Origin of the sequence: Kitasatospora sp. NPDC086791, from assembly GCF_040685975.1 — a bacterium.
GTDB lineage: Bacteria > Actinomycetota > Actinomycetes > Streptomycetales > Streptomycetaceae > Kitasatospora.
Genome location: NZ_JBFBOC010000042.1, coordinates 16,308 through 34,647, shown reverse-complemented (window position 1 = coordinate 34,647; position 18,340 = coordinate 16,308). Strand labels below are relative to the sequence as shown.

Here is an 18,340-nt window from a genome sequence, read left to right as displayed (position 1 = left end):
GGACAACATCCGCAGCCCCAAAGCGCAAAGGGGCCTGTCTCCCCGGTATCAACACCGGGGGGACAGGCCCTCAGTTGTGCTGTGGATCAGGCCGGAATGGGGAGGTCCGCGCGATCGAGGCCGACCACTCGGCTGACAGTGACGAGAGTGGCGTCCCAGTCGCCGGCGTGGTGAACGGCACGGTCGTCGATGTAGCAGGCCGCGCCGAGCTTGGTGCTGGTCACGAGTGCCGGCCCGCGGGCGGTCCAGTAGGCCCTACCTCCGGCAGGGTCGACGAATGCCTCCAGACCCGAGTACCAGGTGACCCAGTCAGCGATCTCGGGCAGCCAGCGCTCGGGTCGGGCGGTGAAGTTATGGGGGTCTTTCAGTTCGGTCCGTTGCCCGCCGTGCAGGTACTCACCCAGGTTCCCTGCTTGTCACTGATCAGCGGCACACTGCGCACATGAGTACTGATCCACATGCCGTCCGGATGACCCTCGATCTGACCTGGGTCGAATCCATGGGTGGTCCTCTGATCGTCGTCCCGGTGTCCGCACTGCAGTACTGGGGTGGCTGCACTGAGGACGGCGTGATCATCGGTGACAGCGACCAGCCGGACGACTACGACCGGGCCTGCGCGGTCGAGGGCCTGGCCGAGGTGATCGGCCTGCGCGGCCGCAGCGACGTCTCCGCGCTGGTGCTGGGCGACGAGCCCGCCACCACCTGCTACCTGCCCGAGCAGAGGGCCTTCATGCGCTGGCTCGCCGCCGACTCCGACGCTGAGCTGCTCGCCGTTGCCGAAGCGGCGCTGAACGACCCGGCGACGCCGTGGGAGGAGTGCGGTCTCTGGGAGACCGACGGACCGGCGGTCCTCATGGACTCCGCCGAGGCCGGCAAGAACCTCGGCGTGCCATACCCGGACGGCAGAGGCGAGCCGGACCAAGCCCCCGTCCACCTGCCCGCAGAGCGCTGGAGGGTCCGCGCGTTCCAGGAGACCGGCGACTCCCCTTGGATCAGCGTGGTTCAGCTCCTTCCACAGGTCGACGGCCAGTCGACAACGGCTCCTTGACTCGCGCGCCGGTCCTCACGGGTTCGACCTGCGTGCGGTCCGGAAGTCCTGGTACTCGTCGCAGACGATGCTGTCGTTGACCCAGCGTTGCGGGTCTGCCGCGAGTTCACGCTCGGACAGATGCAGGGCCTCCTCGGGGGTGGGCAGGACAGCGATTTCCCGCCCCCAGGTCTCGTCCTCGGGGTCCAGGGACGGGAACTCGGTGATGTCGAGGAAGGCGTCGGTGCCGACGTCTTCGACCTCGCTCAGGTAGATGGTGATGCCCGCACGGCCGGGGCTGAGGACGATCCAGCGGAGCCCGGGCCGGCCGTCGATTTCGATGGCGCCGAGGAACTGCTCGATCTGCTTCCCGCATTGGAGGGCGCTGAGGGCGAAGGCGGGGGTGAGGTGCCGCATGTCAGTTCCTCTGATGGTGCTGGCCGGACAGGCGTTCCGGGCGGTCAGCCTGAAAGGATCCCCACGTTCACCACACAATCGATCGGTCAGGGAGGTGCCCAGCTCTACTCCGGCAGCATCGCCACGCCTACGCCGCAGGCTTTCAACGTGGCCTCCCCACCGGAACAGGAAATCCGGCTTCGGAGTTGACCCACCCGCCCGAAGACGGCCGTGTCACGCACTGCACACCGGCCCGTATCCACCAGATTTGAGCCGGCCACCTGCTTACGGAGCTTCAACCACTGGTTCGCTCTCGCTACACCTTCTGACCTCGCTAGACGGACCCGCACCGTCCGGTAGTCCCGGCACGTCCCGCCGTTGTCGGGGCTGCTTGCCGCCCTCCCCGGCGTTCCCCGGATCAGGCTGCCCCCAGCTTCACCAGACCGCTGCGACGGCCCGGCGGAGAAGGTCTTTCACCTCCACTCGATCGTGTGGTACTTCGTGGCGCACTCCTCTGACAGGCGACCTTGACCGATTGCCAAGCGACTTTGACCGCCCAGCGCCGGGGCGAGATGCACTGCCAAGGTCCGACCGTCAGGCCAGCGGACCCGCCAGCGATTGGATGCCAGGCTGCGCAGTTCGGCCACCAACTCGCAACCGCCCTGTCGCACCGACCAGCAGGCGGGGTGTGGGTCCCGGCTAATGCCTCGCCCCACTCCGCACTAAGTGGCACGTGTCAGCTACTCTCTGCCATCATGCAGAAGATCACACAGCTCGCCGCATCCATATCCGTCATCGGCCTGGCTGTCCTGTCGGCAGGATGTTCATCCGCCCAGCCTGAGGCCACCCGGCCTGCTCCGTCGATGTCCGCACCGGTTTCATCGTCACCCTCCGTGGCAGCCACGCCGGTGGTGGCGGACTGGGTTCAGTCCGCCTACGCTGGCGCCGCCGCTTTCACGGCCATCACCCACCGCGGCCGCCAGCCGTCCGCGGAGACCTGCGCCGCAGAGTGGAACGAACTGTCGCCGTCGAAGCAGGCAAGCCTGGACCGGGCCGGCTTCGACGCGGGCTGCTACGGGGATTCCAAGCCGGAGACCATCACCTTCGGCGCCGGCAGCACCCCCAGCCCCAGCACCACTCCCTGACCTCCATGCCCGGCGCACCAGTCGCAACAGCAGGCGGGCACAGGTCGGCCACACTGCCTCCCCACCCGCCAGTCAAGATCAAGTGACAGAAACCCCTCATCAGCTTGTTGTTTAACCTCGCTGGTCACTCGACCTGCTGATCTGCGGTTCTTTCCGGGACAGCAGAGGCGGCCGTTCTCCACGCTTCGAGATGTCGAGTCAGGAAGCACGAGAGAACGGCCGCTGCCCATGAGTCTTCCCGTCGACGCGCCCGTAGGTGACGCGTTGGGCATCTTGTCCCGCTTTCGGGTTGAGTTCTACGAGTGTCTGTACAAGCGAGCGGATGTGCTCTTCGAGCTGACCGACGCACTGTTGTGCACGGACGGGCCGGTCAGGACACTGGTGGAGTTGTCGCTGGCGGCCGAGCACCGGCGCGGGCACGGTGCGATGTACGCGGCGCTGGACCGGGGCTGGCTTGAGCCGGCCCGGCTTCGTCGCGCGCTGGCGGCCCTCGCTGTCGGTGTCCGACGTGGCCCCCGGCTCCCCGCAGGTGACCTGCCCGGCGACCACGCTCGACCTGGGTGCGTCCACCGTCTGCACCGCCACCTACGTCACCACCGAGGCCGACGTGAAGGCCGGGAAGATCACCGACACGGCGACCGTGACCGGCAAGGGCCCCGACGGCAGCGCCGTCACCGCCACCAGCAACACGGTCACCATCGTGGCCTGCACGCCGTGCGAGGACCACGACCACGGTGGCTGCAACGGCGATCACCCGGAGGGCAAGCCCCAGGGTGAGCACGGTGAGCACAACCCGCCGAAGGGCGAGTCCGGCAACCACGGTCTCCCGAACGGCGAGCACGGCGAGTCCGGCAACCACGGCTTCCCGAACGGCGGGCTCAAGCCCGAGCCGCAGGCTCCCGGTCTTGAGATCAACGCTCCCGCGACCCACCACAACGGCGGGCACAGCGGCGGCAGCCTGGCGGAGACCGGTGCGGACGTCGTCCTGGCCGGTACGGCCACGGGCGGGCTGCTCGGCCTCGGCAGCCTGGCGCTGTTCCTGCGTCGGGCGTACCGCCGGCGCAGTCAGGAGGGCTGAGCGACGGCGCTGAGCGCCTGAACCGGCTGCGTGCACGAGGCGGCTCGGGAACCCCTGGTGGGTTTCCGGGCCGCCTCGGCGTGTGTCCCTCGCGGGGCGGGCGGGCTCGGGTGGGGGCGGCTCAGGTGTGGCGCAGCTCGGGTGGAGGGGTGCGGCGCTGGTTCATGGGGTCGATCCGGGCGAGGCTTCCCCGGACGGCCATCCGGTACCGGGAGGTGTAGACGGGGGTGCAGGTGGTGAGTGTGATGTACCGCCCGGGGGATCCGTAGCCGGATTCCTTGGGGACGGGGGCGGTGATGTCGGTGTCGTACTTGGAGGTCTGGGGCAGGAGGCTGTCCACCCGGTAGACGTACCAGTTGTTCCGGGTCTCGACGACGATGGCGTCGCCGCGTGTGAGGGCGTCGAGGTCGTGGAACTTGGCGCCGTGGCCGTCCCGGTGGGCGGCGAGGGCGAAGTTCCCGTGTTCGTCCCAGGGCATGGCCGATCGGTAGGGTCGTTCGTAGACGCCTGCCACGCCTTGCGAGAGTGTCTCGTTGTCGGTGCCCATGCGGATGAGGACTTGGAAGTCGCGTCCCATGGCCGGGATGTGGAGGAAGCCGATGCCGTCCGGGTCCGCCGGGTCGTTCGTGGTGCCGTCGGCGGCTGTCGCGGTGCCCGGTGTGTCGGTGGGGCCGGCTGTCCATGTTCGGCGGAGTCGGGTGGCGGCTTGGGCGGCCGAGGTGTCGGCCACGATGCCGGTCCACCAGAGGGAGTAGACGATGAACAGGGCGAAGACCAGTCCCAGGGTGAGGAGTAGTTCGCCGGTGATGCCGAGGGCTGCCGATGTGCAGCCGCGCGGGCTGGGTCGGGGGGTGAGGGTGCGGGGGCGTCGGCCGGGGCCGGGCCGGGGGTCTCCTGCGGGTGCTCCGCGGTCGTGGGCCTCACCCGCGGGGTCCGTTCCGTACGCAGCGTGGTCCACACCTGTCTCCTTCCGCCCGGTCACCGGGCATCGTGCGGTGCTGGTTCGGGGTCAGTCCGGCTGGAACCGGGGGTGCGGAATCACAGTCACCCGGAAGCCGGGGTGGCGGCCGGACCGGGGGCGGGTGGGGGTGGGGGGCGGACGAAGGCCGGGACTTCGGGGCGGGGTGCCCCGAGGTCCCGGCCGTGGGAGGCGCCCGGCGGGTGGGCGGGGCGGGTCAGGCGTCGGTGCGGGGGGCGAAGACGCCGAAGGTGGCGCCCTGCGGGTCGCGGATCACCGCGAGCCTCGGGCCGTTCTCCATCTCCGCGTCGACGGGCCCGTGCAGGACCTCGGCGCCCAGGCGGGTCGCGGTCGCGGCGGCCGCGTCCACGTCGGTGACGGTGAAGAACGGGTTCCAGTGGGACGGGACCTCCGGCGGGAAGGAGGCGTCCATCGTCATCACGCCGCCGAACATCCGGCCGGCCAGGCCGACCATCGGGTAGGTGTCGTGCGGCTGGACCTGCCAGCCGAAGACGCCCTGGTAGAAGGTGAGTGCGGCGTCCTTGTCCCGGGTCGACAGGTCGGCCCAGCCGAAGGCGTTCGGCTCGTCCACCACGCCGAAGCCGGCGAACCCGCGGGCCTGCCAGAGGGCGAACGGCGCGCCGGTCGGGTCGCTGAGCAGCGCCCAGCGGCCGAGGTCGCCGATCTCCATCGGCCCCATCCACACCTGGGCGCCGGCTCCCTTGGCGGCCTCGCAGGTGCCGTCGACGTCGTCGGCGGCGAAGGACAGCAGCCACATCACCGGCTGCTGGGGGTTCATCAGCGGGGCCACGGCCGCGGCGGGCGCGCCGTCGTGGGAGAAGGTCGTGTAGCCGCCGTACTGCGGGTCCGGGTCGGTCTCGGCGGTCCAGCCGAACAGTCCGCCGTAGAACTGCTGGGCTGCGGGGAGGTCGTGGGCGCTCAGCTGGGCCCAGCACGGGGAACCCGGGATGGTCTCGGTCACCTTCAACGCACTGCCTTTCGACGCGGTGTCCTGCTGCTGCGGGGGTAGCCGTTCGTTGTTTTCGCTGGTCAGGCGGCTGATGGTGGGCGAGTCTAATCGGCCGGCGGTCCGTCGGGCGGGCGCCTCGCGGGGCGTGGCGCCCGATCGGGCCGGTCGGCCCCGGGGGCCGGGGCGGGGCGTTACCCGGCGACCCACGCGGTGGTCAGGGCCTGGACGGCCGAGCCGTCGAGGTCCGTGAGCTTGGTGGCGGCGAAGGCGCGCGCGGCGTCGGAGGTGAGCAGCCGGAAGGCGGGCCGGTCGGCGGTGAGCTGGTCGACGATCCGGGCCGCGACGTCCTGGGCCGTCTGGGCGTTGGCGAAGGCGCCGCGGGTGCGGTCCAGGTAGGCGGACAGGGCCGGGGCGTAGGGGCCGGCCTGTTCCAGGGCGTCGTCCGGGAGGCCCACGTTGGCGACGAACTCGCTGGCGACCGCGCCCGGTTCGATGACGCCGACGGACACGCCGGTGGTGGCGGCGACCGGGGCGAGGGACTCCATGAAGCCCTCGACGGCGAACTTGGCGGCGCAGTAGGCCTCGTTGAAGGGCTGGCCGATGACGCCGCCGACGCTGGTCACGGTGAGCAGGCGGCCCTTGCTCGCGCGCAGGAGGGGCAGGGCGGCCTTCGTGACGTGCAGGACGCCGAAGAAGTTGACCTCCATGACGGCGCGCACGTCCTCGACGCTCTCCTGTTCGAGGGTGCCGACGTGGCCCGCGCCGGCGTTGTTGACCAGGGCGTCGAGCCGGTCGAGGCCGGCGAGGCAGGTTTCGACCGAGGCGGGGTCGGTCACGTCCAGGGTGCGGACGTCGACGGTGACGGCGGCTTCCTCGGCCGCTGCCAGCAGGGCGCCGGCCTTGGCGGTGTCGCGCATCGTGGCGATCACGTGCCAGCCCGCGCGGGCGGCCGCGACGGCGGTGGCCAGGCCGATGCCGGAGGACGTGCCGGTGATCAGGACGGTCTTGGTGCTCATCGGATGGACCCCTCACATGCTTACGGTTCATGACCCTTATGGTCCATAACCAATATGAACCATAACTATGTGGGCTGACATTCAACCCTGTCAAGCACCTGGTTACGCTGGACCCATGCCCGACCCATCAGATGAGCTCACCAGGGAGGTCGTCGGCCTCTTCGCGGCCGTCAACCGCCGCTACACCCAGGAGTCCGAGGCCGCCGCCGCGGCCCACGACCTGACCCCGCTGCAGGCCAAGGCGCTGCTCGCCGCCGAGAGCCCGGTCCCCACCCGGCGCATCGCCGAGCGGCTGCACGCGGAGCCGTCCAACGTGACCGTGATCATCGACCGGCTGGAGTCGCGCGGCCTGGTCGAGCGCAGCCTCGACGAGACCGACCGCCGGGTCAAGCGCGTCGCCGCCACGGCGGCCGGGCGCGGCGTGGCCGCCGACCTGCGCGCCCGGATGCCCTTCGCGGCCGAGCCGCTGGCCGGACTCACGGCGGGGCAGCGCGAGGCGCTGCGGGAGCTGTTGCGGCTGGTCCTGGAGGCCTGAGGGGATTCGTTTTCGTCATCTTGACGAAAATCGGGGCGACCCAATATCGTCGGCATGACGAGAAGGGGGTCTCTCCGATGGCCGACATCACCAGACGATTCGGGCTGCGCCACCTGCGCGCCGTTCCCACCGCGCACATCCGCCACCTGCGGCGCGGCCGGGTCGCCCACGACGGGACCGGGCTGGCGTTCTGGTTCCGGCCGCTGACCGCGGCGATCTCCGAGGTGCCGGTGGACGACCGGGAACTCGCCATGCTCTTCCACGCCCGCACCTCGGACTTCCAGGACGTCAGCGTCCAGGCGACGCTCACCTACCGGATCACCGACCCGGCCACCGCCGCCACCCGCGTCGACTTCGGGATCGACCCCGACACGGGCGCCTGGCGCGCGGCCCCGCTCGACCAGCTCGCCACGCTGCTCACCGAGACCGCCCAGCAGCACGCGCTCGGCCTGCTCGCCCGAACCCCGCTCGCCGGCGCCCTCGCGGACGGGGTGGCGGCGGTGCGCCGGCGGATGACCGAGGGCCTCGCCGACGAGCCCCGGATCACCGAGACCGGACTCGCCGTGATCGCCGTCCGGGTGGTGGCGCTGCGGCCCGAGCCCGAGGTCGAGCGGGCGCTGCGCACCCCGGCCCGCGAGCTGGTGCAGCAGGAGGCCGACCGGGCGACCTTCGAACGCCGCGCGGTGGCCGTCGAGCACGAGCGCGGCATCGCCGAGAACGAGCTCGCCAACCGCATCGAACTCGCCCGGCGCGAGGAGCAGTTGCTCGCCCAGCAGGGTGCCAACCGCCGGCTCCAGGCGGAGGAGGAGGCCGCCGCCGACCGGGTCCGCACCGATGCCGAGGCGCAGCGCCGCACCCGGCTGGCCGCCGCCGAGGCGCAGGCCGCCCGTGAGCTCGGCGAGGCCCGGGCGGCGGCGGAGGCGGCCTGGCTGGCGGCCCACCAGCAGGCCGATCCGGCGGTGCTGCGGGCGCTGGCGCTGATGCGGCTGGCGGAGCACCTGCCGCGGATCGACAGCGTGACGCTCACCCCGGACGTGCTCACCGGGTTGCTGGCCCGGCTCGGGGCGGCCGGCTCGGCCGGGGCGGCAGGAGCGGCTGAGGCGGCCGGGGCGCAGCGGTGAGTCTCGCCCCGCGGGTGGTGCTGGTGCACCGGCGCACCGAGTACGAGGAGTTGGTGGCCCGGCACGGCACGCCCGGGCAGGCCGCGTTCTTCCTCGCCTCCCGGGGCCGCTCGGCCCAGGAGGTGGAGCGGCGTCACCGGCGGCAGGCGCAGGCGCTCGCCGAGGCGGCGGCGGCCGTGCCGCTGGACTGGCGGCGCAGCCGGGTCGAGCGGGCGGACCTGCCGCGCTTCCTGTTCGAGCCGGGGGACGTGGTGGCCGTGGTCGGCCAGGACGGTCTGGTGGCCAACGTGGCCAAGTACCTGGACGGTCAGCCGGTGGTCGGCGTGGACGCGGACCCGGGCCGCAACCCCGGTGTGCTGGTGCGTCACCGGGTGGCGGGCCTGCCCGGGTTGCTGCGGGCGGCGGCGCGCGGCGAGGGGGTGCTGGAGGAGCGGACGATGGTCGAGGCCGTCGCGGACGACGGGCAGCGGCTGCTCGCGCTGAACGAGGTGTACGTCGGGCAGCCGGGCCACCAGACGGCGCGCTACCGGCTGGGGACGGCGGACGGCGGGACGGACGGGGGCGGCGGGGGCGGGGCTGGGGACGGGGGCGGGGGCGGCGGGGAGGCTCAGGCGTCCTCGGGTGTCCTGGTCGGCACCGGCACGGGCGCCACCGGCTGGTGCCGTTCGGCCTGGCTGGAGCGCGGCGGCCCCCTGGTCCTGCCCGCCCCGGGCGCCCCGGCGCTGGCCTGGTTCGTCCGCGAGGCGTGGCCCTCCCCCACCACGGGCACCGGTCACGTGCACGGCCTGCTGGAGGACGGGCGCCGGTTGGTGCTCACCGTCGAGTCCGAGCACCTGGTGGCCTTCGGCGACGGGATCGAGGCGGACGCCCTGGAGCTCACCTGGGGCCAGAGCGTGCGGCTCGGCGTCGCCACGACCCGCCTGCGGCTGCTCGGCTGACGGGCGGGTACGCGCACGCTGGTACGGGTGCGGCCGTGGAGCAGGTGAACGGGGGGCCGGTTCCGCCCGCCGGAGGGGCGGCGGACCGGGACGTCAGGGGGTTTCGCGGACGATCCAGAAGGGGGACCGGCGGTACAGCGGGCCGTGGGGGTCGTCGGCCGCGACGCGGACCGGGGTGTGGAGGCACAGGACCCGGCCGCCCAGCCGCCGCTCCTCGGCCGCCAGCCGGCGGGACTGCCAGAGCATCGCGGCCGCCATGCCCGCCACGAACATGCCGACCGGGATCCCCGTCGCGTAGCCGAGGGCGAGGCCGATCAGCAGCACCAGGAGCAGGGGCGTGGTGAGACCGCGGGAGAACAGGTCGAAGGTCTCGTCCGACGCGACCAGCTCCGCGGCCGGCGGCGGAGGGCTCAGCCGTTCCAGCCGCTCCCGGTACCAGGGCCCGCGGGCCCGCAGGAGTCCGTAGCAGGTCACGGCGAAGAGGAGCAGACCGGTTCCCACGCTCTTCACCGGGTCGGGTTCCCGGGCTCCCCCGAGGAAGGCCGGCACGCAGCTCACCAGGCTCACGGCGAGCAGCAGCGCCCCTGGATCCGTACCGAGCGGACGGCGGACGGCGGTACTTCCGCAGGTGGGGGCGGGTCCGTCCCGGAGCCGACGGCGGGCGGGCGGACGGACGCGCCGTATCGTCGGTGGCATGAGCCGAGGACTGCATCTGGACGCCTACCTGCTGGCCTTCGACACCCGGGCCCAGGCGTTGCAGGACCGCACCCGCGCCGGTTTCCTGGTGCGTGCGGCCGCCCTGGCCGAGCTCGCCCACCGGGGCGCCGTCGAGGAGGACGGGGCGGGCCGGGCGCGGATCGTCTCCGCCGCCGCCACCGGGGACCCGGTCCTGGACTCGCTGCTCGCCGAGCTGGGCGGCCGGCCGCACACCTGGAAGTCGTGGATCAGGCGCGGCCGTGAGGAGACCCTGGAGGCCGTCGAGGAACGGCTCGCAGTGCTCGGTGCGGTGACCGTCGCGGACCGGGACCCCTACGGCCCGGTCGCGCCGCGGCGGCCGGTGACGATGGACGATCCGCGCGAGGCCCTGGACCTCCAGGCGCGGGTGGCCGGGCTCGTCCGCGGCGACACCCCGGCCGCCGGGGCGCCGTTCGCCGACGCCGTCCTCGCGGCGCTGGCCGCCCACGGGCACCTGCGGCTGGTGCTCTCCCGGAAGGACCGCCGGACCCACGCCGGGCGGATCGCCGCGTTCACCGAGCGGCTCGCCGAGCCGGCCCCGGGCCTGGCCCGAGCGGTGGGCGGGCTGCACCTGACCATGGTCGCCGCCCAGGGCGGGATGGGCGGCGGCTGAGCGGCGGCCGGCCGGTGGTCGACTGGTGGCCGGCCGGAGGGTGGTCGGAGGGTGGTCGGTGGTTCGGTCAGTGGGACGAAGTCCGGCCGTAGCGAACGGACTTGAGGTCGGCGCGGATCCTGGCGGTCTGACCGGCCGTGATCTGCCGGATCACCAGGATCGCCAGAACCGCGGCGACGACGCCGACCACCTCGTCGTAGAGCGAGTACGGGTACGGGCGGGGCGCCCCGAGCCGGATGGCGATCACGGCGCCGATCGTCTTGCCGAGCCACGCCACCCACCACGCGTTGATCAGCCACTCCCCGCCCGCGGGCGGGTTCGCGCCCGCAGGGCGGTTCGCACGCCGGATGTCCAGCGCCACGCGGAGCGGGACCCACCACATCACGACCGGGATGAACCACGCGCCGACGGCGAGTCCCGCCGAGTGCCGCTGCGTTCCGGGGGCGAAGTGTCCGGCGTTGAGCCGGCAGCGCCGGAACCAGCACAAGAACACCACGACGGTGGTGACGAACAGCGGCAGCGAGAGCGGCACGAACCGTGCGAAGAGCTCCGACCGGGTACCTCCGGCCACCCCCACCGCCACCTGCGCGGCGGTCTGCAGGGCGATCAGCACCTGTGCGGCCACGGCCAGCGCCCCCGGGTCGGCGACCGGACCGGGGCCGCCGGCCCGGGTGCGCGACCTGTCGCGCATGGCTGCGGCGCTCGCCGCGGCTTCGGAATTCACTGCGGCGCCCCCACCGAACACGTCTGCGGTGCCGGTCACCGCAGAGATCGCCAGAAGGATAGGGCTCCGTGTTCGAACCGCCAAACGCGGCCGGGGCGGCCCGCGACGGTGGCGCGGGCCGGAACCGGGACGCACGTGACGTTTGGCACTCGTTCCCTCACCGAACGTGAAAGGATCGCGGTCGGCAATGATTCACATCGGCTAGGGGAAGACATGGCGGAGCGTCAGAACGGCACGGTCAAGTGGTTCAACGACGAGAAGGGGTACGGGTTCATCACCCCGGAGTCCGGGCCTGACCTGTTCGTTCACTTCCGTGCGGTCGAGGGGAGCGGCTTCAAGTCCCTGGTGGAAGGGCAGAAGGTCAGCTTCGAGGCCGTCCAGGGGCAGAAGGGGATGCAGGCCGACAAGGTCCGCGTCGAGCAGTAGGCCCCGGCCCCGGGCGGGCGGGCCGGGCTGGGCTGGGCGCAGCGGCCCGGGTCGGCCGCCCGTCCGCCCGAGGGGCGGCGGTGCTCCCGGTCGGCCCGCCTCCCGGCCAGGGCCGCCCGTGGACTGACGGCCCGGCGTCAGACCTTCAGGCCGTGGCGGTTGACGTACCGGAAGTGGAAGCCGAACAGCCCGCCCAGCACCGCCGGCCACTGCAGCGAGTTCACCAGCGGCACCACGTCCACCGGCAGGGTGCAGGCCAGTGCCACCCGGATCCCGGCGTCCACGGCGAACCCCAGGCCCCAGACCGCGGTGAGCGTGCGCAGGTGCCGGCGGAAGACCGCGTCGTGGTCCCAGCGCCCCGCCCACTCCTGGGCGCCCGCCTCGCCGAGCTTGGCGGCGACGACCGGACGCGCCGCGGTCAGGATGAACGGACGCCGCGTCGCCAGGGTGCCCAGCACCCAGAGCCCGAGCAGGCCGAACAGCCAGCTGTCGCGCACCAGCAGCACCCGGGGGCTGCCGCTGACCATCGACATCAACGCGCCGACCGCGATCAGCAGCAGGGTGAAGACCGGCATCGCCTCGACCCGGCGGCTGCGCACCATCCCGAGCACCAGCCACGGCACCAGCAGCAGACCGCTGATCAGGAGCGCGGCCCACTGGCTGAGCCCGATGCCGTGCAGCAGGTAGAACCCGCCGAGCGGCAGCGCCAGTTCGAAGACCAGCGACCTGGCCAGCGCCCGCCTGGCGGCGCCCGTCTTCCGGTCCGCGCCCGGCGCGGCGCCCGGCCGGCCGGCTTCCGCTCCGGTCTCCTGCTCGGTGTGCTCGGCCTGCTCCGCCTGTTCGGCCTGCTCGTTCACGGTCTCCCCCATCACGCTCGCCCCTCCCATGACTGCCGCTCCCCTGTCCCGTGCCGTGCTGTCCTGTTGCTGTGTGTGACCTGCCGGGCCCGCCGAGCCGGGCGTCCCGCTACGGCTCGGCGCGGGTGGCCCGGTCGAAGATGTCCGCCAGCTCGCGGCCGGCCCCGGCGACGTCGAAGTCCTGGTCGCCCACCCAGCGCATCACCACGGCGTCGATCGCCCCGCGCAGCGCGACGAGCATCAGCCGGGCGTCGAACTCCCGGAACTCGCCCGCCTCCTGGGCCGCCCGGACCGCCTGTTCCTGCTGTTCCATCAGCAGGTGCATGGAGGCCTGGTAGCCCACCGTGGCCGGGTCGTCCCCGCCGAGGTTGGGCAGCACCTCGATCAGCGCCTTCAGGTGCCCGGGCCAGAGCGCGAGCAGCTCGACGTTGGACTCGATGAACGCCCGCAGCCGGGCGCGCGCGCCTTCGGCCGCCTCGATCCTGGGCGCCATGAACGCACCGGTCACCCGGGTCACCTCGGCGACGACCTCGTGCATCAGGTCGTCCTTGCCGGCGAAGTGGTACGAGATCATGCCGGTGCTGCTCAGCCCGGCCTGCTTCGCGATCCGGCTGAACGACGCCTTCGCGTAGCCCAGTTCGGCGACCACCTCGATGGCGGCCCGCACGATCTGCGCCCGGCGCCCCGACTCGGTGAACGTCCGCCCCATCCCCACACCCCCTTTGCCTGTGCAAGCAGATTCTTGCTTGCCCAAGCAAGACTGTAGGGCAGTTGGCTCAGCCGAGCAAGGAATTGTGCGGGCCGGCAGCAACAGGAGGAGGTGGCCCGGAAGGGCGGGGTCGGCCCTCCGTGGTGCTATCCGTGGCCACGTACGGATGCGGCACGTGAGGCGGACGGGCGACGATGTGACCACGGCGATCGGGCGCGACCGGGCAGGTCCACCGATCGGGACTCGGACTCATGACAACAGGGGTGGGCATGACCAGCATCGAGAACGGCCAGCACGAGGGCTTCTCCGCCGAGGAGCGGGCCGCGATGAAGGACCACGCGCAGGAGCTGAAGAAGGCCGCGCGCAACGCCTCCAAGGCCGAGAAGGCCGCCGAGGCCGAACGCGACGTCCTCGCGAAGATCGCCGACATGCGGGAGGACGACCGGGTGATGGCCGAGCGCGTGCACGCCGTCGTCACCGCCACCGCCCCCGGGCTCGCCCCCAAGCTCTGGTACGGCATGCCCGCCTACGCGCTGGACGGCAAGGTGGTCTGCTTCTTCCAGAGCGCCGAGAAGTTCAAGTCCCGCTACGCCACGCTCGGTTTCAGCGACCAGGCGCAGCTGGACGACGGCCCGATGTGGCCCGCCTACTTCGCGCTGGCCGAGGTCACGGCGGAGGTGGAGGAGCGGATCGCCGCGCTGGTCAAGCGCGCGGTCGCCTGAGCGGGTGGGCGCGGCGGGTGCGGCGGGTGCGGCGGGTGGGCGCGAGCTGATGCGCGACGGCCGCCGGCTGGTCCGAGGGGCGGGTGGGGCGGCGCAGGGGGACTACCGCGTCCACCGCGTCCTGCGGAGCGCCGCCCTGAAGGACATGCCTCGGTCGTGCCACATCATGCCCATGGACGCGCCCAGGATGATCACCACGCCGATCGCGATGAAGAACGACATCAGGGTGAACACCACCCCGATCGGCCCGTACTCCTGCTCGTTGCCGACGACCATGCCCGAGAAGGTGAAGTGGAAGACGACCAGCATGCCGGTCCAGAACGCGCCGGTGGCGACCGCGCAGGGCACCAGCCTGCGCCAGGCGATGCGCCCGCCCAGCAGGAACCACATCGTGAACCACCAGAAGCCGACGCACGCGACGACGCTGATGATCCACCACAGCACCGGCTGCTTCGCATGGAACGTGCGGCCCACCAGGGTGGCCAGCGCGAGCGAGCCCACCACCGCGGCCAGCCAGACCAGCGCGCGCAGCCTGTCCCAGGCCTGCCTGGGCAACTGGAACACCCGCTGGTACAGCTGCTGGATCGAGACGGCGACGGCGAGCCCGCCCAGGATGCAGAAGACCCAGGACAGGCCGGTGACCGACGAGGACGTGGCCGAGGAGGAGGCGAACAGGTGGCCGACGTCGGCGGAGGCCTGCGGGCTCAGGCCCAGCCGCGACGTCAGCCCGGCCACCGCCGACCGCCCCGCCAGGGCGGACACCACGAGCAGGAACGGGACCGCGCACAGCAGCAGCGTGGCGGCCAGCACCATGGCCTGGCTGAGGAAGTCCACCGCGTCCAGCCGCCCCCACAGGCTCTCGGCCCAGGACCCGATGTACTTCGCCCTGCCCCACTCGGCCGCCCTCCGGGCCTGCCGGGTCTGCCGGGCTTTTCCGGCACCCGCCTTCCCGGGCGTCTGCGGGCCCGGTGACGGCGCCGGGGGCTCGTCGCCGTGCGCGTTCCGGTGCTCGTCCCCCGGGTCTTCCGGTGTCCTGTCCCTCGCACGCATGATGCATCCTCCGGCGGCCGCGCGGACCGTGGCCTGCCGGGACCCGTCACGCGGTGGCGTCACGCGGTGGCGCCACGTGTGCCCGGAGCCGCGGTCCTCTCCTCACCGTCGCACGGCGGCCTCCGCCCCGCCCAGGGCCCGGCGCACCCGGCCGGACGCGGCAGGCGTCCCGGTGTCGGCGTCAGCGGAGCACTGGGCGGGTAGGGCCCGGCGGGGCGGGACGGTACGGCCTTCGACGACCTGGGTGCGCCCCGGCCGTCGAGCAGTCCGAGGATCGTGCGGATGCCGTCTTCAGCGGGTGGGGTGGCCGACGGCATCCTGGACATCATCGCCAAGCCGGACGATGTCACCAGCGGGACCGGAAAGAGGTACCACTGGTCGAGCTGCATGATCAACACGTCGCCGTCCTACTCCTTCCGCTACGGGTCCACCGAGGTACGAGCCAAGTTCCCTGCCGCCAAGGGGTTCTGGCCGGCGCTGTGGACCTGGGAGGCACCCGGCGTGTCCCTTCCCGGGAACGGCGAGACCGATATCTTCGAGTTCTACTCCAACGACCACTCTCGTGTGCACCTCAGCCAGCGCGCCTCAGGCAGGAACGGTGTCGCGCACCGTCTTCCGTTCGATCCCACGGCAGGTTTCCACGTGTACGGTGTCGACATCGAGCCGGGGGGGAACGGACTGGTGGATCGACGGCAAGATGGTGCATCACAGTACCGGGACCTCGTACGGGCCTACGCATGTTCTCCTCGACAACTTCGTCTACTCCGTGATCCCGCCGGCCCCTGGCAGCCAGGGACATCTGCTCGTCGACTATGCGAAGTCCTGGCAGAGGGCGAACTCGTTCCTGAGGAAATGAACCACACAGGGGACTGTACGCCGTTGGCAGCCGCGCCACGCGGACCGCTCTCCTCGGCGTGCTCGCCCAGGAGGCTCGGACCAAGGGAGTCGGCCTTCTCCGATCCGAACGTCTCTCGACATCCGACCTGAGGGCCCGTCGGCGCAACTCGGTCCTCCTGTGGTGGCGGGCGACCGGTGCTTGGTGAGCCGGCAGAACGATGCCGTGCTCGCGGCAGATCCACTCACCACACCTCGACGGGCCGGGTCGTGAAGGTCCGGGGTCGCAGATCCAGGTTCACGCGGCCGCACCTCGGCGAGGGCCATCACGCACCAGCGGTGGCCATCACCATCAGGGCGACCATGCAGCCGAACCAGGCGAGCGCGACGGCAACCGTGAGATGGGTGAGGTTGCGTTCCACGACCACGGAGTCGCTGTCCCCGGGCTGGAGGCGCCCCCCGAACATTCCCGCCACGCCACCACCACTGCTCTTGTGCGCCAGCACAAGAGCGACGAGCAGCAGGCTGAGAACCATCAAAGCGATCAAGAGTACGAGAACCACGCCGAACAGGCCTTCCCGTTGCTGTACAGCGCCGGCCGGCGCTCCGCTCGCGGTCACAGTACAAGCGGCGTCGCAATTCCCGGACGAGGCCGCACCGTCCCATACCCGGAAGGCATCTCACGTGCCTGACGAGTCGAACCGCGACGGCTGGATCAGCCGATGAGAAAAGGTCCGTACGATATTCGGCTCTGCCTCACATGCGGTGGTGGAGCAGCGTGACAAACCGTCCCGACAAGTCATGCCTTCCGAGTCGGAGCACATCGACGCCGCCGGACCACGGCCTCGGCCGCCGGACCTTCACGATGCGCATGCTGAAGAAGTGACAGGGACCGCGCGGGGACGCGCCGGTGTCCTGACGTAGGCCCGGATGCTCTCGGACCCACGTCAGGTTGCCCGGTCTTTCGGGACTCTCACCCGAGGCGCCGTCAGCCCTTCCTGGGAGATGGCTTGCCGGTTGCGGGGAACATCAGGGTCTCCTCGACCACGGACAGGGGCGGGCTCTTCTCGGCCACCGACAGCACCGTGTTCTCTTCGGTGGGATGTCCGGGGACGTCGACCCCCCGGGTCGGCCGGGCTCCCCCGTACCCCGCGTACTCGTGCTCGGTGCCGTCGTGGCGGAAATGTCGGCGGACACCGTGGTCGGGCGTGGCACCGGCCGGGTCTGCGGGCGGGCGCCACCACGCGAGGACGCCCGTTTCCGTCCGGTCCGGGACCCGCCGCTCCGCAACACGCGGATATGTGGGATCCGGCTCTCCACTCTTGGCCGGCTCGCGTCGTACGTGTGGTGGTTCCGGCATCAGCACCGCGCTCTCGCGCGGGACCGTGGCTGCCCGGGTGAGCCCGGATCTCGGTCTGCACTGCCTTCGGCGCTGGATCACGTGTGCCACGACCGAGCCTGCGGCGAGCAGGACTGCAGCGACCGCCGCGGCCACAGGCCACCACGGCGCCCTGCCTTCGGGTGCGGCGGCCTGCTGCGCCTGCGTGTGGGTGGCACACAGGAACGGTTGGCTCTCACCGGCTGCGTAGGCACACGCCAGTGTCCATGCCCCCGTGGGCTGGCTCTCCGGGACACTGCCGCTCGTAGTGATCTTCGTCTGGGCTCCCGGATCGAGGTCGACGGTCCAGGCGGCCTGGGACCCCGCGATCTGCCCGCCCCGGTCGGTGACGGCATTGACGAAGGTGTCAGGCAGGGTCTGCACCACCCTGAGCCCTGTGACCGGCGCGGTGCCACGGTTGGCCAGGGTGATGGTGTAGGTGGTCAGGTCGCGGCCGTCCGGGCCTGGCTGAATGCCGCTGGTCACGTTCATGGCGACCAGACGCGCCGCCGGCTGCGGTGCGGGCGGGACGGACGGGAGCGCGGCGGGTCCGGGAACTGTCGCCGGATTCGGCACCGCCGCACCGGGCACCTGGGCATTGCCGGGCCCTGTCGCGACCGGAGCCGTGGCACCCGACGCGGCGGACGGCAGAGGAACGGCGCCCAACGCGGAAGGGTCTGGCACTGCAGGACCGCTCGCCGCTGCTGCCGGATTCGGGGTGGCCTCGGCGGGCCGGCCGGCGACTCCCGGCGGACCGGGCACCGGATCGGCAAAGGCAGGCACGATCGACACCGTCAGCAAGGCGCAGGACACGGCGACGGCGTGGACGAGACGTTTGGACGGAGCGGACACTGGTGCTCCCGAGGCTTGGTGATGCTGCCGAGGACGGTGGTGCGGTCTTCGCCGGAGCGTGGGCGCGGGGCAGGAACCGCCACCGGTTCTCGTTCCGCTGTTCTCGTGGAGGCTGGTGGGCACGGCCGGTCCTCCGTGTTCGGTGATTCCTGGGTTGTGCTGGCTTACTCCGCCATCGTGTTCGGGAGCTCGGCCGCCTCGCCACCGGAGTGCCCCCAAATCGGGGATCTCCTGTAGGGCATTCGATTGCCGGAAA

At 71.9% G+C, this 18,340-nt stretch carries 22 protein-coding genes and 1 pseudogene; 11 read left to right on the top strand and 12 right to left on the bottom strand.

Annotation, left to right across the window (positions count from 1 at the left end):
• Positions 1-86: 86 nt before the first annotated feature.
• A complete protein-coding gene (locus AB0Q99_RS31610; RefSeq protein WP_363577223.1) occupies positions 87-224 on the bottom strand; it encodes a hypothetical protein in 138 nt (45 codons plus the stop codon).
• A gap of 218 nt (positions 225-442) precedes the next feature.
• Here AB0Q99_RS31610 and AB0Q99_RS31605 point away from each other — a divergent pair, with 218 nt between their 5' ends.
• The gene (locus AB0Q99_RS31605; RefSeq protein ID WP_363577221.1) at positions 443-1,048 is read left to right on the top strand and encodes an Imm21 family immunity protein; all 606 of its coding nucleotides are present in this window, start codon (positions 443-445) and stop codon (positions 1,046-1,048) included.
• Positions 1,049-1,063: 15 nt separating this feature from the next.
• Here the strand turns inward: AB0Q99_RS31605 and AB0Q99_RS31600 are convergent, their stop codons facing one another.
• Entirely contained in the window at positions 1,064-1,444 is a 381-nt protein-coding gene (locus AB0Q99_RS31600) for a hypothetical protein (RefSeq protein ID WP_363577219.1), read from the bottom strand.
• 734 nt (positions 1,445-2,178) lie between these two features.
• Here AB0Q99_RS31600 and AB0Q99_RS31595 point away from each other — a divergent pair.
• From AB0Q99_RS31595 to AB0Q99_RS31585, 3 genes and pseudogenes are all read left to right on the top strand, one after another.
• Positions 2,179-2,568 (top strand): hypothetical protein, encoded by a 390-nt coding sequence (locus tag AB0Q99_RS31595; RefSeq protein WP_363577217.1) that lies wholly within the window; start codon positions 2,179-2,181, stop codon positions 2,566-2,568.
• Between the two features lie 228 nt (positions 2,569-2,796).
• Positions 2,797-3,060: pseudogene (locus AB0Q99_RS31590) on the top strand (transposase); the annotation flags it as partial.
• Positions 3,023-3,646 carry a hypothetical protein gene (locus AB0Q99_RS31585; RefSeq protein ID WP_363577247.1) on the top strand — a complete coding sequence of 208 codons (624 nt, stop codon included), beginning with the start codon at positions 3,023-3,025 and terminating at the stop codon, positions 3,644-3,646. The pseudogene AB0Q99_RS31590 and the gene AB0Q99_RS31585, both read left to right, overlap by 38 nt.
• 121 nt (positions 3,647-3,767) lie before the next feature.
• On the opposite strand, the gene AB0Q99_RS31580 is transcribed toward AB0Q99_RS31585, so the two are convergent.
• The 3 genes from AB0Q99_RS31580 to AB0Q99_RS31570 form a co-directional block, all read right to left on the bottom strand.
• Entirely contained in the window at positions 3,768-4,604 is an 837-nt protein-coding gene (locus AB0Q99_RS31580) for a class E sortase (RefSeq protein WP_363577215.1), read from the bottom strand.
• A 217-nt stretch (positions 4,605-4,821) separates the two neighbouring features.
• Positions 4,822-5,586: a VOC family protein gene (locus AB0Q99_RS31575; RefSeq protein WP_363577213.1), complete on the bottom strand. Its 765-nt coding sequence runs from the start codon at positions 5,584-5,586 to the stop codon at positions 4,822-4,824.
• 179 nt (positions 5,587-5,765) lie between these two features.
• Complete coding sequence (locus tag AB0Q99_RS31570; RefSeq protein ID WP_363577211.1) at positions 5,766-6,590, bottom strand: SDR family oxidoreductase; 825 nt, start codon at positions 6,588-6,590, stop codon at positions 5,766-5,768.
• A 115-nt stretch (positions 6,591-6,705) separates the two neighbouring features.
• Between AB0Q99_RS31570 and AB0Q99_RS31565 the strand changes: the two genes are divergently transcribed.
• From AB0Q99_RS31565 to AB0Q99_RS31555, 3 genes are all read left to right on the top strand, one after another.
• A complete protein-coding gene (locus AB0Q99_RS31565; protein WP_363577209.1) occupies positions 6,706-7,125 on the top strand; it encodes a MarR family transcriptional regulator in 420 nt (139 codons plus the stop codon).
• Between the two features lie 77 nt (positions 7,126-7,202).
• Complete coding sequence (locus AB0Q99_RS31560; protein WP_363577207.1) at positions 7,203-8,246, top strand: SPFH domain-containing protein; 1,044 nt, start codon at positions 7,203-7,205, stop codon at positions 8,244-8,246.
• A complete protein-coding gene (locus AB0Q99_RS31555) occupies positions 8,243-9,184 on the top strand; it encodes a hypothetical protein (RefSeq protein ID WP_363577205.1) in 942 nt (313 codons plus the stop codon). Before AB0Q99_RS31560 ends, AB0Q99_RS31555 begins: the two co-directional genes overlap by 4 nt.
• A 93-nt stretch (positions 9,185-9,277) precedes the next feature.
• On the opposite strand, the gene AB0Q99_RS31550 is transcribed toward AB0Q99_RS31555, so the two are convergent.
• Positions 9,278-9,694 carry a hypothetical protein gene (locus tag AB0Q99_RS31550; RefSeq protein WP_363577203.1) on the bottom strand — a complete coding sequence of 139 codons (417 nt, stop codon included), beginning with the start codon at positions 9,692-9,694 and terminating at the stop codon, positions 9,278-9,280.
• A gap of 184 nt (positions 9,695-9,878) precedes the next feature.
• On the opposite strand from AB0Q99_RS31550, the gene AB0Q99_RS31545 reads away from it, so the two are divergent.
• Positions 9,879-10,532 carry a GPP34 family phosphoprotein gene (locus AB0Q99_RS31545; protein ID WP_363577201.1) on the top strand — a complete coding sequence of 218 codons (654 nt, stop codon included), beginning with the start codon at positions 9,879-9,881 and terminating at the stop codon, positions 10,530-10,532.
• Positions 10,533-10,599: 67 nt separating this feature from the next.
• Here AB0Q99_RS31545 and AB0Q99_RS31540 read toward each other — a convergent pair whose 3' ends face one another.
• Positions 10,600-11,223, bottom strand: coding sequence for a DUF4328 domain-containing protein (locus tag AB0Q99_RS31540; protein WP_363577199.1), 624 nt, complete (start codon positions 11,221-11,223; stop codon positions 10,600-10,602).
• Between the two features lie 246 nt (positions 11,224-11,469).
• Here AB0Q99_RS31540 and AB0Q99_RS31535 point away from each other — a divergent pair, with 246 nt between their 5' ends.
• A complete protein-coding gene (locus AB0Q99_RS31535; RefSeq protein ID WP_363577197.1) occupies positions 11,470-11,682 on the top strand; it encodes a cold-shock protein in 213 nt (70 codons plus the stop codon).
• 137 nt (positions 11,683-11,819) lie between these two features.
• Here the strand turns inward: AB0Q99_RS31535 and AB0Q99_RS31530 are convergent, their stop codons facing one another.
• The gene (locus AB0Q99_RS31530) at positions 11,820-12,551 is read right to left on the bottom strand and encodes a VC0807 family protein (protein ID WP_363577196.1); all 732 of its coding nucleotides are present in this window, start codon (positions 12,549-12,551) and stop codon (positions 11,820-11,822) included.
• A gap of 97 nt (positions 12,552-12,648) precedes the next feature.
• On the bottom strand, positions 12,649-13,248 hold the full coding sequence (locus AB0Q99_RS31525; protein WP_363577194.1) for a TetR/AcrR family transcriptional regulator: 600 nt from the start codon (positions 13,246-13,248) through the stop codon (positions 12,649-12,651).
• A gap of 269 nt (positions 13,249-13,517) precedes the next feature.
• Between AB0Q99_RS31525 and AB0Q99_RS31520 the strand changes: the two genes are divergently transcribed.
• On the top strand, positions 13,518-13,970 hold the full coding sequence (locus AB0Q99_RS31520; RefSeq protein ID WP_363577192.1) for a DUF1801 domain-containing protein: 453 nt from the start codon (positions 13,518-13,520) through the stop codon (positions 13,968-13,970).
• Positions 13,971-14,072: 102 nt separating this feature from the next.
• Here AB0Q99_RS31520 and AB0Q99_RS31515 read toward each other — a convergent pair whose 3' ends face one another.
• A complete protein-coding gene (locus AB0Q99_RS31515) occupies positions 14,073-15,020 on the bottom strand; it encodes a hypothetical protein (RefSeq protein WP_363577190.1) in 948 nt (315 codons plus the stop codon).
• Positions 15,021-15,302: 282 nt separating this feature from the next.
• Between AB0Q99_RS31515 and AB0Q99_RS31510 the strand changes: the two genes are divergently transcribed.
• Positions 15,303-16,007, top strand: coding sequence for a glycoside hydrolase family 16 protein (locus tag AB0Q99_RS31510; protein ID WP_363577188.1), 705 nt, complete (start codon positions 15,303-15,305; stop codon positions 16,005-16,007).
• A gap of 173 nt (positions 16,008-16,180) precedes the next feature.
• Here the strand turns inward: AB0Q99_RS31510 and secG are convergent, their stop codons facing one another.
• Both secG and AB0Q99_RS31500 read right to left on the bottom strand, forming a co-directional pair.
• Positions 16,181-16,417, bottom strand: a complete 237-nt coding sequence (gene secG, locus AB0Q99_RS31505; protein ID WP_363577245.1) for a preprotein translocase subunit SecG — start codon at positions 16,415-16,417, stop codon at positions 16,181-16,183.
• 425 nt (positions 16,418-16,842) lie between these two features.
• Entirely contained in the window at positions 16,843-18,084 is a 1,242-nt protein-coding gene (locus AB0Q99_RS31500; protein WP_363577186.1) for a hypothetical protein, read from the bottom strand.
• Positions 18,085-18,340 lie beyond the last annotated feature (256 nt).